Origin of the sequence: Embleya scabrispora DSM 41855, assembly GCF_000372745.1 — a bacterium.
Taxonomy (GTDB): domain Bacteria; phylum Actinomycetota; class Actinomycetes; order Streptomycetales; family Streptomycetaceae; genus Embleya; species Embleya scabrispora.
On the sequence record NZ_KB889577.1, the window covers coordinates 1 to 14,865 of the forward strand.

Below are 14,865 nucleotides of genomic sequence, written 5' to 3' on the forward strand. Positions count from 1 at the left end.
CTGGTGTCGTCGCGGTCGATCAGCAGACATCCGAACGCGGCCAGGATCCAGAACATCAGCACCAGGTCGAGCAGCGATGTGCGGCTCATCACGAAGTGCAGGCCGTCGAGCGCCATCAGCAGGCCCGCGACGCAGCCCAGCAGCGTCGAGCGGAACAGGCGGCGGCCGATCCGGCACAACATCAGCACCGACAGGGTGCCGAGCACCGCGAGCGCGAAGCGCCACCCGAACGGCGTCAGCCCGAAGAGTTGCTCGCCCAGCGCGATCGTCCACTTGCCGATCGGCGGGTGCACGATGTACGAGCCCTGGGTCTGCAGCGTGTCGGTCCGACCGGCCAGGATCTGGTCGTTGGCCTCCTTGGGCCAGGTGCCCTCGTAGCCGAGCTTGAGCAGCGACCAGCCGTCCTTGGCGTAGTACGTCTCGTCGAATATCACCGCCCGCGGCTTGCCCAGGTTCCAGAACCGGATGAAACCGGCCAGCAGCGTCACCAGGACGCACGGCAGCCAGCCGCCGCCGGTGTACGGGCTGTTGTCGGTGTACGAGGGCACCAATCGCTCGCGCAACGAGGTCGGCGGCCGGTCCCGATGCCGTGGTCGGGCCGGCGACCAGGCCCACCCCCGAACCTCGGCCTCGGCACGTGCGGCACCGGGGGTGTCGGGGAACTCCGCATCCTCCTCCGGTAGTTGCCTGCGGGTCGGCTGACCGGTCGCCACGTCACTCGTCACCCGAGCATCGTATTGGTGTACGAACCGGCCGGTGGCAAGGCGACTTCGTCGCCCTGACCCGCGGTCCCGCGCGTTCGCCGCGCAGCCCGGACCCCGGCCGGATCGCATGCCCGCGGCCAAGGCTCCCTCCGCTGCCCAGATGGCGTCGGGCGGACGGATCTCGGGCCGTGGGAGGATCATCGTCGAACGGATCATGCGGAGGGTTGTCACTCGGATGGTCGAGATGCCGGTGTGGTATCGGTAATCCCGTGAGACTCCGCGGATCGCCCGTCGTCCGGTGTTTCGCCACGACGGTTCTCATGAAAATCGAGCCGTGCCCGTATCGGTGTCGGCCCTGTACGACGGAGCAAGTGTGTCCGCATCTCACCAGCAGTACGACCAGACCCTGTTGCGCGATCTGATGGCGAGGAGTCGAGCGCACGAGGCGTCCGAAGGCGCCGGGATCCGGTTCGCGAATCAGGCTGTGGCGCGTCTGGTGGAGGCAGGGGGCTCGCCGAAGCACCTGCGCGCTGTGGAGACGCTGCTGAAGGAGCGGGGCGCGCTCGATCTGCCGGTGATCGAGGCGGGGAGCGTCCGGGTCGACGGTGAAGCGCGACGGGTGTCCATCGTCGCCGCGACGGACATCGCCGCCGACCCCACGGTGCGGCACGGCGAGATGTCGACGATGTTCTACCTGCGCGATCACGTGCAGTGCGCGAGCGCCATGATGGAGCTCTTCCTGACCGACCCGGTCCGATACGCGAAGGAAGGGGACATCGGGCGCGAGCTGATCCACAGCGCGCTGCACCTGATCTCCACACCCGCGCAACTCGCCCGGTTTGCCGCCGTCGTAAGGCGAGGGGACACCGGGCAGGATGAATGGCCCCACATATCCCTCTGGTTCGACGATCTCGAGGCCGAAAAGCCGAACGCGTGGCGGAACAAGCAGGACTCGTTCCAGATGCTCGCGTTCCTCGTCCTGGACGCCCTGGATCGAGGGTTCATCGGAACCGACGAACTGCTGTCGGCGCACCGGGAGTTCCTTCGCTTTGTGGTGCCGTTTCTCCGGGCGGTCGGATTCCCGCGGTACGAAAGTTCCGGATCGTGGGAGGAGATCGCCGCGCGGCGCACCTCGGTGATGGCCGTCGAGACGGCCTTGCTGCACAGGATCAGAGTGCTCACGGACAACGGGAAACTGGGTTTCCTGGCGGACGGCGAGGATTTCACCACGAGAGTCGGCACGATGGTGGACGCCGGTCTCCGGGAAATCGGCCGCAGGATTCCATTCGAGTCACCGGACTACGAACTCGATTCGATCCGGTACCGCCGGGCGGACGCGACCTTGGTCTACCTGCTGATGTACGGCCTGCCGGAACTGCTCGCCGAGGCCCGCGTCCCCATCGGCGAGCCGGCCCGGCCGATGACCGCGCGCGAGGTGGAGACCGTGGTCCTCGACGCGTTGCTCCCCCTGGCGGATCCGGTCACGGGTGGCTTCATCCGTTATGCCGAGGACTCCTACCAGCGCGTCAACTTCCACACGCACGAGGTGCAGGCGACCGTCCGCGCCATCAAGGAGGACATCAGGGCGGACGCGGAGGCCCGTGGGGGTGATGTGGACCTGGATCGCAAGCAGGTGATGCGCGGCCGCCTGACGCCGCGGGGGCGCGAAGCCGCCTGGACACACCCACTCGGACAACTGGCCGCATGGGCCGCCCGCCGAAGTCTGCACACGCGGTCGAGCGACCCCGAACAGGCCCGAAACTACCGCGAATTCGCGGTACGCCACCTGAACAGCATGCTGGCCACCGTCACCGGCGAGGACCAGTGGCACGCGGTGCTTCGAGAGGACGACGGCTACCACGTAAGGGAAGTGCCGCCCTACCGGGTCCCGGAATGCTATGTCACCTACCGCGACGACCAGGGCAACGAACTGATCGTCCCCTCACCCCACACGCCACTCAACTGGAGCACGGCCATGCTGCGAACAGCCCTCGGCCTGCTCGCCACGGAAGACCACGCACATCGTCAACCGTGACGAGCAGATGGCTTGTGCCTGGAACGCCCCGGCCCGCAATCGGCTCCGGCGGGTTCCCGACCGAGGATCTCGCCGGCGCTCACGAGCAGCGCGGGATGACTCCCCGCGACCGCGAGGGCGGAGCGTGAGGTCCGATTTTCGCCGGCAACGCTGTGTCTCCCTCGGCATGGTGGCCTGAGCATGTTCGGTTCGGACGAGTCCTCGAAGACCACGTGCTGCCGGCAATGTGCGGACCATCACGAGTTGGGAGAGTCGTCATCCTCGAAGATCCGGACAACGGTTGGTTCGCTCCACCGTATTACGTGGCCATTCTCAGTACCCTCCTCTCCGGGGAGGACTCGGAGAATCACACGCGAACCGAGGCGAGGATGCTCGAACTCGCGGAGAAGCAGCCGGGCTACCTGGGACGGGAGTCGTCCCGTACGGCCGACGGGCGTGACGTGACTCTCGTGTACTACGCCGACGAGCAGTCGCTGAAAGCTTGGCGTGACAGCCCGGACCATCGACACGCTCAGCGTCTGGGACGGGAGCGCTGGTACGCCTCCTACGAGGTGCGTATCGCTCGGGTGGAGCGCAGCTACCGGTTCGAAACCCCCGGCTGACGGATGACGTTCGGCCGGTCCGGGCCGTTCGGTCTCAGCCCCGGCTTCGCAGCCGGTTCCAGTTCTCGCTGGTGGTGAAGTGGGTGTCGTAGAGCTCTTGGACGTCCAGGAGGCTCTCCGGCGGTACCTTGCCGTAGGCGATGCGCTCCAAGTGCCGGAAATACTCGAAGCGTTCGACGCCCGGGGTGATCACGATCAGGATGTCCGCGTCCTCCCCCGGTGCGGCGGCGAACGCGTGGTCCAGGCCCGGCGGCACGATGACTACGTCGCCTTTCTCGGCGGTGACCACCTGGTCGCCGGACAGGAGTTGCGCCGTCCCCTCCAGCAGGTAGAAGAGTTCGGCCGACCGCGAATGCCGGTGCGGCGTGGCGCCGTTCGCGCCGTCGGCGAGGGTGACGCGCTGGGTGGACAGCGCGCCGCCGGTGGAACTGCTGTCCGCCAGGAGCCGAACGGTGGTCGGCGCGCGGCCGATCACTTCCGCATCGGTGGAACGGACCAGGACGGAGTCGTCGAAACCGGGAACGATGAGCGACATGGCGAATTCTCCTCGGTGCGGGCCTACAGGGTCGGGTCGTCGGGTGTACGGGGCGCTCAAACCACGGGCGAAGCCACTCGACTGCGGTGTCCTCGCGAGAAGACTCGTCCCACACTCTTGGCATCCACATGGACACGACATGGAACACGACAGGACACCGATCCGAACCCCGCCCCCCACCGCCTTCGCCGGGTACCGGACCAGGGTCGAACGCGTGGCGGCCCGGGTAGGTGGAGCCGATCCGGGCCGCCTTGGCGAAGGTGCGCTTGCCGGGGGCTCGCGTCACCGGGCCGTGGGAATGTTCGCCGTCCTGCTTCCCTCCTGCTTCCGTCCTACTTGGGGACGTTCCAGAGTTGGCCCTTGCTCGCGGTGGCGGAGTGGAGTTGCACCACGGTGCTGTTGGCGGTGCCTCCGCCCTTGACATCGAGGACCTTGCCGCTCGCGACGTGAACGATCCGACCCTTGGCGTCGATCTTCCACTTCTGCGCGGCCGAGGCGTTGCAGTCGTACAACGAGATCTTGTTGCCCTCGGTGTTCGCGTTGCGGGAGTTGTCCAGGCACTTGCCCATCGAGCGCAGCGTGCCGTCCGGGTGCAGGATCCACGACTGGCCCGGGCCGGTGTTGCAGGTGTAGATCTGGATCTGGGTGCCGTTGGCCGGCTTGCCGCCCTTGACGTCCAGACACTTGCCGGCGATCCCGGTGACCTTGCCCTGCGGGGACACCGGAGCGCCGGCCGCGGCGGCCAGCGAGCGCAGGCCCTGCACGTCGAACTGCTGCACGTACTGGCCCGCGCGGGAGTCCGGGTAGGCGTTCACGGCCGAGCACATGACCGGGGTCTCACCCGAGTCCGTGCCCTTGACGCACTTCCCCGGCGAGTCGTCGGCGTGCGCCAGGCCCAGCGTGTGGCCCAGTTCGTGGCTGATGTGGTTCCGCATGCCGACCTCGCCGAAACGCGCGATGGGCTTGCCGGCGGCGGTGAAGAAGGACGTGTTGATGTACGCGTGCCCGCTGGTCACCGTGTCCGGAGTGCTGCGCGCGTGGAACCCGCAACTCCAGCCCGGAGTACCGGATCCGTCCATGACGACCTTCCACGGACTGCCGTCGGTGGTTGTCACACACGGGTTCAGGAACGCGCCGATCACGATCTCGCCCTTGGGGCGGACGTAGTCGTGGCCGACCGGCTTCGTGTCCACCTTGATCGGCAGCGCCGTGTCACGCTGGATCTCGGCTGCGGAGCGCTTGACGTACGGCCCCAGCCAGTCGACGGACTTCTGGTCGTAGAACTTGATCGTGTAGCCGGTCGACAGGAGTTTCGTCGCGCCGGCCGACTTCCATCCGGGCCCCGACGGCGCTGCCGCGGCGGCGGAGACGGCCGCGCGTTGGCGGGTGGGGCTGACTGCGGGAATCGTCATTCGGCCGTTGACGAACGCGGTGCCGTCCACATCCGACCAACCGGAGTCGGGCGGCTCGATTCCTTCCAACGCCTGCTGGGTCGGCGCCGGCTTGGCGTCCTGATCGCTCTGGTCGCCGAACGCCGAGCCCGAGAGCTGCAACCCACCCACGATCGCGGCGGTCGCCGCGATTGCGGCGACCAACGATATTCGGCGTTTCCCCGTGACTTTCAAATCCCCGTAACCCTTCGTTCAAGGCCGTGCACGCGCCTTTCGGCGCCGGCCGAAAAGCCACCGTACAGGGAGGTACTCGGGACGAATTCAGGTCCGCGGGGCCTCGCGTCATCCGGCCGGAACGGTCGCGCGAACGGGATATCGGAGGCAGGTTCCGACTCTCCGCATCCGTCGATGCCGGGCCTCGTTCGGCGAGAAGGGTGTGGAGGCGGTCGTGGAGGGAGGGCCGGGCCGCGCCCGGGGCGAGTACGAGCGGGCCTGCCCGTGCCGGGAGCTCGTCAAGGGCGGTCGTGTCAGGTCGTCCGGAGCGGAGGTTCTCTGTTCGATCTCGCGGTTTACCTTTGCGCCCAAAGATGATTTGCTTGCAAAGCAAAGTTGTATTCAGTGCTCGGCGAACGGGCCGGCGAGGGGAGATTCCGATGCCGCACTTCCAGGTACGTGCGCACGAGGAGGAGCTCGACGGGGAGGCCGAGGGTCGGCTGGTCCGGGCGCTCACCGAGGCGTTGGTTCGGGTGTACGGCGAGCGGGCGCGCTTGATGGCCGTCGTGGAAATCTTCGGTATCCCGAGGCATCGCTGGGGTGTCGGCGGGGTGCCGGGGGGCGTGCACGCCCCCGTCGTCTCGCTCCACGTGCGCGAGGCCGCGCTGCGTCTGCCGGGAATCGACGACGCCCCGGGGCAGCTGATCCGGGCGATCACCGACGCGGTCGCCGGCGCGTTCGGCGAATCCGTCCGGGACCACGTCGGCGTGCAACTCGTCGGCGTCCCGGCCGGGCGCTCCGGGGTCGGCGGCCGGGTCGATCCTCCGGCGCCCGCCTGATGACGCGCGACGCAAGGGACGACGAGTATGGCCTCGCCCTCGAGGGACGGTCGCAAGGACGAGTAGGGCGCCGGGCTTCTCCGCTGCCGGGAGGGCGCGCCGGTCGGCCGTGGGTTCGACTTCGTGTCGGGGTACGGCCTGGAGGTGATGCCGGCACGGCAGCCTCTCCGTGTCGAGCACGCTTCGGCACTTCTTCACCGCGGGCGCGATGAGTTTCGACCTCGCCGCCGGTACGTAGTGACGAGTTCGCCGGAATGCGCCGGCGAACCGATCACAAGGGAGATCCGATGTCCGACAGTCGTGCGGAGGACAAGGCCGCCATCCAGGCCGTCTTGGCCGACTCCTACAAGGCGTGGGAGGGCGGTGACGCCGAGGGCATGGTCGCCGACTACACCGCGGACGCGACCGCCATCATGACCGGCTCGCTTCGCGACAGCCGTGAGGTGATCCGGGAGAACATGGCCCTGGCCTTCGCCGGGCCACTCAAGAACAGCTCGACCTACAACAGGCAACTCAGCCTCCGCTTCGTCGGCAGGGACGCCGCGATCGTCGTCAGCGAATCCGGCATCCTGTTCCCCGGCCGGACCGAGGTTCCGGAGGCGGGCAAGGTGAACGCGACCTGGGTTTTCGAGAAGCGGGACGGCCGGTGGCTCATCGCCGCCTATCACAACAGCCCCGTGTCGGCGCCAGGGCAGTGAACCCTTCCCGGTAACCGGCAGTGACGGCGTGTCGCGGTGACGGCGTGTCGAGGCACGAACACCCCCGATGTCGCCGACGGAGACGCCGAAGGTCCCGGCCCCCGGGCCTGCGCCGGCCCGACCTGCACCGACAATGCGCCCGGGTGTCGGCCGGAGCCGCAGTCACGGCGGACCATACGCAGCGTGGAACGCGCTGCGTATGGTCCGCCGGCCGTCCGCCGCCAGGAGCGGAGCAGCGCCGGCCCCACGCGGGCCGTCCGGCCTCCGCGAACAAGTTCGAGTCGTGCTTCAATCGCCCACGCACGTGTCGTGGGCCGAACCGTGAAAACACCGGGGCCGCCCCACACCGACCGAGGCGGCGGCCGGTATTCAGGCCCAAGCGTCGAGCCGGGCATCCTCGCCCAAATGGTCCGGCAGGCCGAAGAGGGGGAACAGCCGCTCGGTGTCACGGAAGGCCGTGATGCCGGTGACCCGGTCGCCCGCGCGGACCGCCGGCGACGGAACCGGACCTGTTCGATTCCCGACCGCCCTTCGAGGAATCGGGAGGGTGTCTGCGAGGGCCCCGCGCCGGCCTCGCCCCGGGTCGTGATCTGCGGGGCGCGGGTCAGTGGTGGCCGTAGTGGTCGTCGGTGAGGGAGGTGAACACGGCGGTGATGTCTTCGCGTTGTAGGCCGGCGGCGTGTGCGCGGGTGATCCAGTCGCGGAGTTCGGCGCGCAGCGGCGAGTCGTCGGCGCCGGCCGGCTTTGCGAGCGAGTGCAGGACGAAGGTGCCTCGGCCGGGTCGGGGTTCGACCAGGCCCTCGCGTTCGAGTTCGCGGTAGGCCTTGAGGGTGGTGTTGGGGTTGACCGCGGTGGTCTCGGCGACTTCGCGGGCGGTGGGGAGGCGGTCGCCTTCGATGAGGACGCCGAGGCGTAGGGCCTGTTTGACCTGGTCGACGATCTGCAGGTAGGTGGCGACCCCGCTGCGGCGGTCGATGCGGAATTCGATGGTGTTCACCTCCTCTTCACCTCCGCCGGGTGGGTCGATGTTCGAGGTCGCGGCCGGTTGGTGTCAAAGCGATCGGCGGGCGGCCCACCATACGGTCAGGGCGCCGGCGATCAGCGCCACGGCGGTCCAGAACGCGGCGCCGGTCCACTGCAGGATGTCGCGTTGGGCGAGGTCGAAGTACTTCACCGACGAGTGCACCACGCCCCTGTCGGCCAGGCACGAGTCGAGCGGGTTGGTCGAGCATTGCCCCGGGGACACCTGCCGGCCGGAGGTGGTGGTGAAGAAGTGGTCGATGTGGGCGGAGTGTTCCGGCGCGCGGACGGCGGGGTCGGGAAACGGGCCGCTGATCGTTCGGCGCACGCCGAGCAGGCCCCGAAAGCGCGTGGACACGTACAGGACGGCCACACCCGCGCCGAGAGTGATCGCCATGGCCGGCAGGGTACGGCCGATCGCGAAGCCGATCAGGGCGCCCAGCAGGGTCATCGCCAGGGCGAGTGCGACCGGCATCGGGCCGGTGGTGGCGAAGCGTTCGGGTCGGTACCACTCGACCTCGAGGCCGTGCGGTTGCCACCACCAGGTGAACGCGGCGGACAGCACACCGGTGCACACCACCACCACGAGCGCGGTTACGGCCAACCTGGTGGCCATCCACCGCACCCGGGACACCGACTGGGTGACGACCAGCTTCGCCGTGCCTTTGTCGCGGTCCGCGGCGAGGAGCGGCGCGCCCAGGAAGACGCCCAGGAGCAGCGGAAGGATGTACAGCGCCAGGCCCGTGTACAGCTGCGCGGGCTCGTACCAACTCTCGTATTCGTGGGAGTACCGCTCGTTGTAGAACGGCGGGGCGTCGCGCAGGAAGTCACGCCAGCGCAGACCCTGGTAGAGCATCCAGGCGCCGGCCGAAAGGGTGGCCACGATGGCCACCCGGTAGGCGGCGCGGTGTTGACGCCAGGTCAGCCAGGCCATGCCGCTCAGGTGCGGTCGGTGGCGCGCGGGTGGCCGGGCGGACGGGGTGTGGACGAGCGTGCTCACGCAGCCACCGCCGGCTCCGGTACCCGAGCGACGTCGGTCATCAGGACGGGCGCGGCCGGTGCGCGCAGGTAGGCCAACAGCACATCCTCCAGGCATGGTTCCGCGACTGCCCAGGACGGGGCGATGGCGCCTTCGGGTCGGATCAGCGCGGTGGTCTGACGTCCGGTGGTCCGGCTCTCGACCACGGTGTGCGGTTCCAGGTGGGCGCCGGTTCCGGTGATCAGCCGGTGTGCGGGCAGGAGTTCGTCCACGTCGCCCGCCAGTCGGATCCGTCCGTCGCAGAGGAGGACGAGGTAGTCGCACATGTCCGCCAGTTCGCCGAGCAGGTGCGAGGACATCACCACCGTCGTGCCGGAATCGGCGGTTTCGGCCATCAGGGTCGCCGCCGTCTCGTGCCGGGCGAGGGGGTCGAGGTCGGCCATCGGCTCGTCCAGGACGAGCAGGTTCGGCCGCTTGCCGAAGGCGAGCGCGAAGGCGACACGGGTGCGCTGACCGCCGGAGAGCGTGCCCACCCGGGCATGCAGGGGGATGTTGCCGGCCCCGACGATGCGCTCGGCCACGGTCTGATCCCAACCCGGGTTCAACTCCCGGCCCAGGCGCAGGGTTTCCTCGACGGTGAATCGCTTGAACAGAGGTTTGTCCTGGGGGAGGAAGGCCATCCGCAGGATCGCCTCGGGATCGGAGATCGAGGTGCCGAACAGCCGCAGGCTGCCGGCGGTGGGCCGGCGCAGCCGCGCGGCCAGGTTCAACAGGGTGCTCTTGCCCGCCCCGTTCGGGCCGACCAGGCCGCAGATCCGGCCGGCCGGAATGCGGAACGAGCAATCGCGCAGGGCCCATCCGCGCCGATACCGCTTGCCGAGGCCGTGCGCCTCGATTGCCCAGGTGTCGTTCACGCCGCCGCACCTTTCGTCATTCCACTAAGTAGTTAGTGGAATGATGGTGCAAGTCGGCTCCGCCCCTGTCAACCCGGCTCCGTCCGGGTCGGCCTGCGCCACGCCGATGGTTCGGCGCGGGCCGGGGCGGACGAAGTCCCGTCCCAAACGCGGCGATCGTGGCCGGCGTGGCATCGACTCGGGGCGCACCGTCGCCCGCAAGGTGAGCGAGCCGTTCCCACCTCCCCGTGACCGGATACGCCGCGAGTCGCTCCCGTGCCCGGGAGGTCGATCCCGGTCCCCTCGGCACAGGGTCCCCCGAATGTCGAAGTCCGTCGCACCCCTTGAGCCGGGCCCTTGTGACGACCACTGGAACGGAAGCTCACCCCCGGGGGGCTTGTCACGGACGCGGCGGCCCCGGGGGAAATCTTTCGGGAGTATTGCGCCGGTCTTTCCCGGCTGCCGTTGTCGACCGGGGGAGTTTTTCCACTCCTTCGGGGGTGTTCCACAGCCGCGTACCGAATTTCCGTGTCGCGATCGGGTCCCGAATACGAACCGGAGTTTTCGATTCCCGCTCCACGACCGGCCGGAATGCCACCGGCGCGGCCTTTTCCCGCCGGTACGAGGCGCCCGACAAGCCCATGCGCGCTGCTCGGCCGGAAACCGGAGGGCCGTCGTATTCAGGCCCGGACCGGTCGGCCGCTCGTGTTCCCGAGTTTTCTCCACCGCGACCGATCACGGTGTGTGCCGCCTTATTGTCGGGTGTCCCTCGGCTGCCAACGGCCGCCAGGGGCCGTCAAGGAATATCAGGAGCACATGTCGAGAGGACCGGTATGAAATCGAACGGTGAATTCCGTATATTCCGTCGACCGTGGAGTCGCATGACGATGGCGGCGGCCCGCAGGAGGGTCGCCGCGATGATGGGAACGGTCGCGCTGCTCGCGGCCGTGGTCCTCACCGGTACGGCGACGGGCGCGGCCGCCGCCGCGACCGAGGCGTCCTCCGCCGCGCGGGTGGGCGGGTGGACCTGCCCGGGGACACCCGTGCCGGACGGGTACGTCATCACGGCCTACGACCGCAACGGCTGCAGCGGCCGAGGGGCCTGGCTGCAGCAACCCGTCCGCGACGGGATCTGGACCTGTTCGGGCTCACCCATCGTGTCGGGGTACGTCATCACCATGTACGACCGCAACGGCTGTAGCGGCATCGGCGCCTGGTACCACCGCCTCGCCCGCGACGGCATCTGGACCTGTGGGGGCTCACCGATCGTGTCCGGCTACGTCGTCACCCAGTACGACCGCAACGGCTGTAGCGGCATCGGCGCCTGGTACCACCAACTCGTCCGCAACGGCATCTGGACCTGCCCCGGCTCGCCCATCCCGCCCGGTTACCGCAGCACCACCTACAACGCGACCGGCTGCAACGGACTCGGCGCCTGGTACACGATCCGCGCCTAGCAAAACCGACGAAGACCCCGGGTCGGCCCCACCACCCCGCGGCGAGCCCAGCCCCGCCGCGGGCGGCCGCGCCCCACCCGGGCGCCCGCGTGCGGGCGCCCGGGTGGGGCGATGCACACCACGCGCCCGCAGGCGGTCGGGTGGCCACCGATTCCACCGCTACCGCAGCGAGACGGATGCCGCTTTTGCATACCGAGGCGGGCACATCAAGTCGTCCGCAGCGTTCGCTCGGCAATCCACAACCGCCTGTGTCGGCGCGGCACGCAGTCACAGATGACGACCGTCGGTCACTATGTGGTGAACCCGTGTCGCTCTGTGTGGTGCGGAGGCCGGTGTCAGCAAAACGTTGGGGCCGCCCGGGGGTCTCGCTGGTCCCGCATCGACGTGAGGAGCAACGCCTGTGATCACCGTGGTGAACAAGTCGACCCGTTGTACCGATGACGAGGTGCGTGCGATGACGCGCGCTTGCGCCACCCAGGTGCAGCAGCACGCGGCACCGACCTGGGGTCAGGTTCCCATTCCCGTGGTGTACGCGGCCAGTGAGCAGGAGGCCCCTCCCGGAGCGTGGGTCATGGCCGTCCTCGATGACCCCGACCAGGCCGACGCGCTCGGCTGGCACACCGAGGAGCAGGGAGATCTGATCTACGGCCGAGTCTTCGCCGCGCCCGTGCTCGACAACGGCGGCGAGGTTCTGTCCGGGGGGCTGACCGTCTCCAGCGTGCTCAGCCACGAAGTGCTGGAGACGCTCGTCGACCCGCACGTCAACTTGTGGGCCGACAACGGCAACGGCGAGGCGTACGCCCTGGAAGTCGGCGACCCCGTCGAGTCGGATTCCTATGAGATCGTCGTGCGCGGAACCGGCCCGGTCGGCGTGTCGAACTTCGTCACGCCCCACTGGTTCGACCCCCGGGCCGGCGAAGGGCAGAGGTTCGACTGGCTCGGCAAGGTCAAGGCGCCGTTCAAGATGACCAAAGGCGGCTACGTCGTCGTCACCCGCGAGGGCAAGATCCAGCAGCACTTCGGCGAGACCTACCCCGATTGGCGCAGGAGCATGAAACACGCCGATACCTCCCGCTCCGCCAGGCGCACGACCACCTGAGACCAGCCGCCACAGACAATCCCCACGATCCCGGTCCTTCGGTACCCGACGGATCCACGGATCCACGGATCCACGGATCCACGGATGCGCCGGCGCGTGACCGCCGCGACCAGCTCTCCGGAACCGGGGTGGTCATCGAACCCTCATCCACCCGCGCGTTCGCGTGGTGGCCCTTGTGTGGACGCGGCGGCTCGACCATTCTCGACGGGTAATGAGAACGTGTTGCGGAAATTCCACGGGGGTACGGATGGAACTCGACGACGCCGCACTGCACTTCCCGTTCGCAGCCGGGCCCGGCGGCACTCAGCCCGAGGAGTACCGCGAACTGCGCGCCGGCTGCCCCGTCGCGCCGGTAATCCTGCCGTCCGGGGACCGAGCGTGGCTGGCCAGCCGGTACCAGGACATCCTGACCGTACTCGACGACCCGCGCTTCAGTCGCGACCTGTCCCGCGCCGGGGCCCCGCGACTGGCCGCCGGCTTCGACGCGTCGCTCGTCAAGGACATGATCGTCAGCATGGACCCGCCGGAGCACACCCGGATCCGACGGATCGTGCAGGGCGCCTTCACGCCGCGCCGGATCCGTACGTGGGAGCCGCGGGTGCGGGCGGTCGCCGAGCGGCTCCTCGACGACTTCGTTGCCGGACCCGGGCGGACCGGCGACCTGTACGAGGGGTTCGCGCTCCCGCTGCCCATCCGGATCATCTCCGAACTGCTCGGCATTCCGGACGACGACGCGGCCGACTTCCGGCGCTGGACCGAGACGGGGTTGTCGCTCACCCGCTGGACGCGCGACGAGATGCTCGCGGCACAACGCGAATACGTCGACTACGTGGGCACGTTGATCGCGACACGGCGGAGCGCCGGCGTGGCCGACGGCACGGGCGAGGGCACGGGCGACGACGAGGGTGAGGGCGACCTTTTGGATGCCCTGGTCGGCGCCCGCGACCAGGACGACCGGCTGAGCGAGAACGAACTCGTGCACTCGTCCGCGCGTTGATTTCCGCCGGCCACGAGACCACCGCCACCGTGTTCACCCGCGGCCTCTACATGCTGCTCACCCACCCCGGACAACTCGCCCTGCTGCGCGCCGAGCCCGAGCGCCTGGACGCCGCCGTCGAGGAGATCCTGCGGTACGTGCCGCCCGGCTCCGGGGGCACCCCGCGCATCGCCACTGCCGAGATCGAACTCGGCGGCATCCGAGTCAAGCCGCACGAGGGGGTCATCGCGCCGTTCGGCGCCGCCAACCACGACCCGGCTCGGTTCGCCGACCCGGACACCTTCGACATCGCCCGCGTCGATCCGCCGAGCCACATCGCGTTCGGCCACGGGCCGCACCACTGCCTGGGCGTCCACCTCGCTCGGCTCGAACTGCGGGTCGCGTTCGAGGCCGTGCTGCGCCGTCTGCCGGACCTCGACCTGGCCGTTCCGGCCGAGGAGTTGGCGTGGTCGGAGGGTTTGCGGGTGCTCAAGCTGCAGGCCCTCCCGGTGCGCTGGTGACCCGACGCGGCGCGGCGGCCCCGGCCGCGCCGCGGCCGTTCACGCCCGCCCTCGTTCGGGCCCTCGCCTACTGCGAACGTGCGCGGATACACGACGCTGCGCTCGCTCTTTTCGAAGCGGCGTCCGTGCTTCCCGGGCTCGGTCCGAAGGCGCTTGACGTCGCGATCAGCGCGGAACCGGGAGAGGACCACGCCCAGTTCGACCGAAGTGACGTCGACGGCACGACGGGCACCGTCTGTTTCACGCATCGCTGAGTGCCCCCGGCGTCGACGTGGGACGCCCCTTCTTCTGCCCGCCACGGACGGTCGCGGCTTCGCCTCGTTCGTGTCGGGTCGGGCCGCCCTTCCACTCCCCGGGGCGGCCGGTCGGGCGTGGGTCTCCTGACGGTTCGCGTCCGGCCCCCGACTTCCCGCTCGCCCCGATTCCCGCGTTCGGTACCCGCCTCGGCCGCGGGGAGCCGGCGTCCGGAGTGCCCGTGCGGATCCGCAGGTCCCCGACGGCGTGGGTGGCGGGCGACTCGGCGAGGAGTCGCCCGCACGCACGCTCCTCTTCCACCCATTGTGTTCGGAGGATTTCCGATGATCAGGCGTCGCTCCCGTGAGGGGGACGTGTTCGCGTGTAGGGGACCGATTCCGGGTCGGTCCGAGGATCTGAGGAGCCCCGCGTTTTCCGGACGGGGTGATCGTTGTTGTTCTATGCCACGAGGTTCAATTCCCGCTCTGGGTGCAGGATTTCGTAGGGTGTGCGATAGCCGAGTCCGGAGTGCAGGCGTCGGCGGTTGTAGAAGCCCTCGATGTATCGAACGACTTCGCCCCGTGCTTTCGCGTGCGTGGTGAAGACGTAGCGGTGGAGCCATTCGTTCTTCAAAGCTCCGAAGAACGACTCCGCCATGGCATTGTCCCA

15 protein-coding genes are annotated in these 14,865 nt (G+C 69.0%); 8 read left to right on the top strand and 7 right to left on the bottom strand.

The window, feature by feature from the left end; all coding sequences use genetic code 11:
- Positions 1-725, bottom strand: a 725-nt coding sequence (locus A3IC_RS53015; protein ID WP_026217974.1) for a phospholipid carrier-dependent glycosyltransferase, incomplete at its 3' end; no start/stop codon positions are given.
- Positions 726-1,077: 352 nt separating this feature from the next.
- On the opposite strand from A3IC_RS53015, the gene A3IC_RS0107430 reads away from it, so the two are divergent.
- Positions 1,078-2,739 (top strand): hypothetical protein, encoded by a 1,662-nt coding sequence (locus A3IC_RS0107430; RefSeq protein ID WP_158695842.1) that lies wholly within the window; start codon positions 1,078-1,080, stop codon positions 2,737-2,739.
- Between the two features lie 302 nt (positions 2,740-3,041).
- Positions 3,042-3,341 carry an antibiotic biosynthesis monooxygenase family protein gene (locus tag A3IC_RS0107435; protein WP_020549435.1) on the top strand — a complete coding sequence of 100 codons (300 nt, stop codon included), beginning with the start codon at positions 3,042-3,044 and terminating at the stop codon, positions 3,339-3,341.
- Between the two features lie 34 nt (positions 3,342-3,375).
- Here the strand turns inward: A3IC_RS0107435 and A3IC_RS0107440 are convergent, their stop codons facing one another.
- Positions 3,376-3,876, bottom strand: coding sequence for a cupin domain-containing protein (locus A3IC_RS0107440; RefSeq protein ID WP_020549436.1), 501 nt, complete (start codon positions 3,874-3,876; stop codon positions 3,376-3,378).
- A 332-nt stretch (positions 3,877-4,208) separates the two neighbouring features.
- Positions 4,209-5,471: a ricin-type beta-trefoil lectin domain protein gene (locus A3IC_RS0107445; RefSeq protein ID WP_020549437.1), complete on the bottom strand. Its 1,263-nt coding sequence runs from the start codon at positions 5,469-5,471 to the stop codon at positions 4,209-4,211.
- Positions 5,472-5,920: 449 nt separating this feature from the next.
- Here A3IC_RS0107445 and A3IC_RS0107450 point away from each other — a divergent pair, with 449 nt between their 5' ends.
- Together A3IC_RS0107450 and A3IC_RS0107455 are read left to right on the top strand one after the other, a co-directional pair.
- A complete protein-coding gene (locus A3IC_RS0107450; RefSeq protein ID WP_020549438.1) occupies positions 5,921-6,319 on the top strand; it encodes a tautomerase family protein in 399 nt (132 codons plus the stop codon).
- Between the two features lie 287 nt (positions 6,320-6,606).
- On the top strand, positions 6,607-7,017 hold the full coding sequence (locus A3IC_RS0107455; protein WP_026217977.1) for an SgcJ/EcaC family oxidoreductase: 411 nt from the start codon (positions 6,607-6,609) through the stop codon (positions 7,015-7,017).
- A 604-nt stretch (positions 7,018-7,621) separates the two neighbouring features.
- Here A3IC_RS0107455 and A3IC_RS0107460 read toward each other — a convergent pair.
- Genes A3IC_RS0107460 through A3IC_RS0107470 form a run of 3 tightly spaced genes read right to left on the bottom strand, consistent with a single transcriptional unit; the run spans position 7,622 to position 9,930 of the window.
- On the bottom strand, positions 7,622-8,014 hold the full coding sequence (locus A3IC_RS0107460) for a GntR family transcriptional regulator (protein WP_020549440.1): 393 nt from the start codon (positions 8,012-8,014) through the stop codon (positions 7,622-7,624).
- Between the two features lie 54 nt (positions 8,015-8,068).
- A complete protein-coding gene (locus A3IC_RS53020) occupies positions 8,069-9,037 on the bottom strand; it encodes a hypothetical protein (protein WP_020549441.1) in 969 nt (322 codons plus the stop codon).
- A complete protein-coding gene (locus A3IC_RS0107470) occupies positions 9,034-9,930 on the bottom strand; it encodes an ABC transporter ATP-binding protein (RefSeq protein WP_020549442.1) in 897 nt (298 codons plus the stop codon). Before A3IC_RS0107470 ends, A3IC_RS53020 begins: the two co-directional genes overlap by 4 nt.
- An 860-nt stretch (positions 9,931-10,790) precedes the next feature.
- Between A3IC_RS0107470 and A3IC_RS0107475 the strand changes: the two genes are divergently transcribed.
- From A3IC_RS0107475 to A3IC_RS61915, 4 genes are all read left to right on the top strand, one after another.
- Positions 10,791-11,366, top strand: a complete 576-nt coding sequence (locus A3IC_RS0107475) for a hypothetical protein (RefSeq protein WP_020549443.1) — start codon at positions 10,791-10,793, stop codon at positions 11,364-11,366.
- 400 nt (positions 11,367-11,766) lie between these two features.
- A complete protein-coding gene (locus A3IC_RS61905; RefSeq protein ID WP_020549444.1) occupies positions 11,767-12,465 on the top strand; it encodes a hypothetical protein in 699 nt (232 codons plus the stop codon).
- A 247-nt stretch (positions 12,466-12,712) separates the two neighbouring features.
- Positions 12,713-13,462 (top strand): cytochrome P450 family protein, encoded by a 750-nt coding sequence (locus A3IC_RS61910; protein ID WP_020549445.1) that lies wholly within the window; start codon positions 12,713-12,715, stop codon positions 13,460-13,462.
- Positions 13,459-13,962, top strand: coding sequence for a cytochrome P450 (locus A3IC_RS61915; protein WP_020549446.1), 504 nt, complete (start codon positions 13,459-13,461; stop codon positions 13,960-13,962). Before A3IC_RS61910 ends, A3IC_RS61915 begins: the two co-directional genes overlap by 4 nt.
- A 693-nt stretch (positions 13,963-14,655) precedes the next feature.
- Here A3IC_RS61915 and A3IC_RS0107495 read toward each other — a convergent pair.
- Positions 14,656-14,865 (bottom strand): integrase core domain-containing protein (locus A3IC_RS0107495; RefSeq protein WP_020549448.1); only part of this gene is annotated, 210 nt, incomplete at its 5' end.

What these genes read in the sequence shown, in the direction of transcription:
- A3IC_RS0107450 (WP_020549438.1), top strand. Translation starts at nt 5,921, where the DNA reads ATGCCGCACTTCCAGGTACGTGCGCACGAGGAGGAGCTCGACGGGGAG.
- A3IC_RS0107440 (WP_020549436.1), bottom strand. Translation starts at nt 3,876, where the DNA reads ATGTCGCTCATCGTTCCCGGTTTCGACGACTCCGTCCTGGTCCGTTCC.
- A3IC_RS0107455 (WP_026217977.1), top strand. Translation starts at nt 6,607, where the DNA reads ATGTCCGACAGTCGTGCGGAGGACAAGGCCGCCATCCAGGCCGTCTTG.
- A3IC_RS0107475 (WP_020549443.1), top strand. Translation starts at nt 10,791, where the DNA reads ATGACGATGGCGGCGGCCCGCAGGAGGGTCGCCGCGATGATGGGAACG.
- A3IC_RS61910 (WP_020549445.1), top strand. Translation starts at nt 12,713, where the DNA reads ATGGAACTCGACGACGCCGCACTGCACTTCCCGTTCGCAGCCGGGCCC.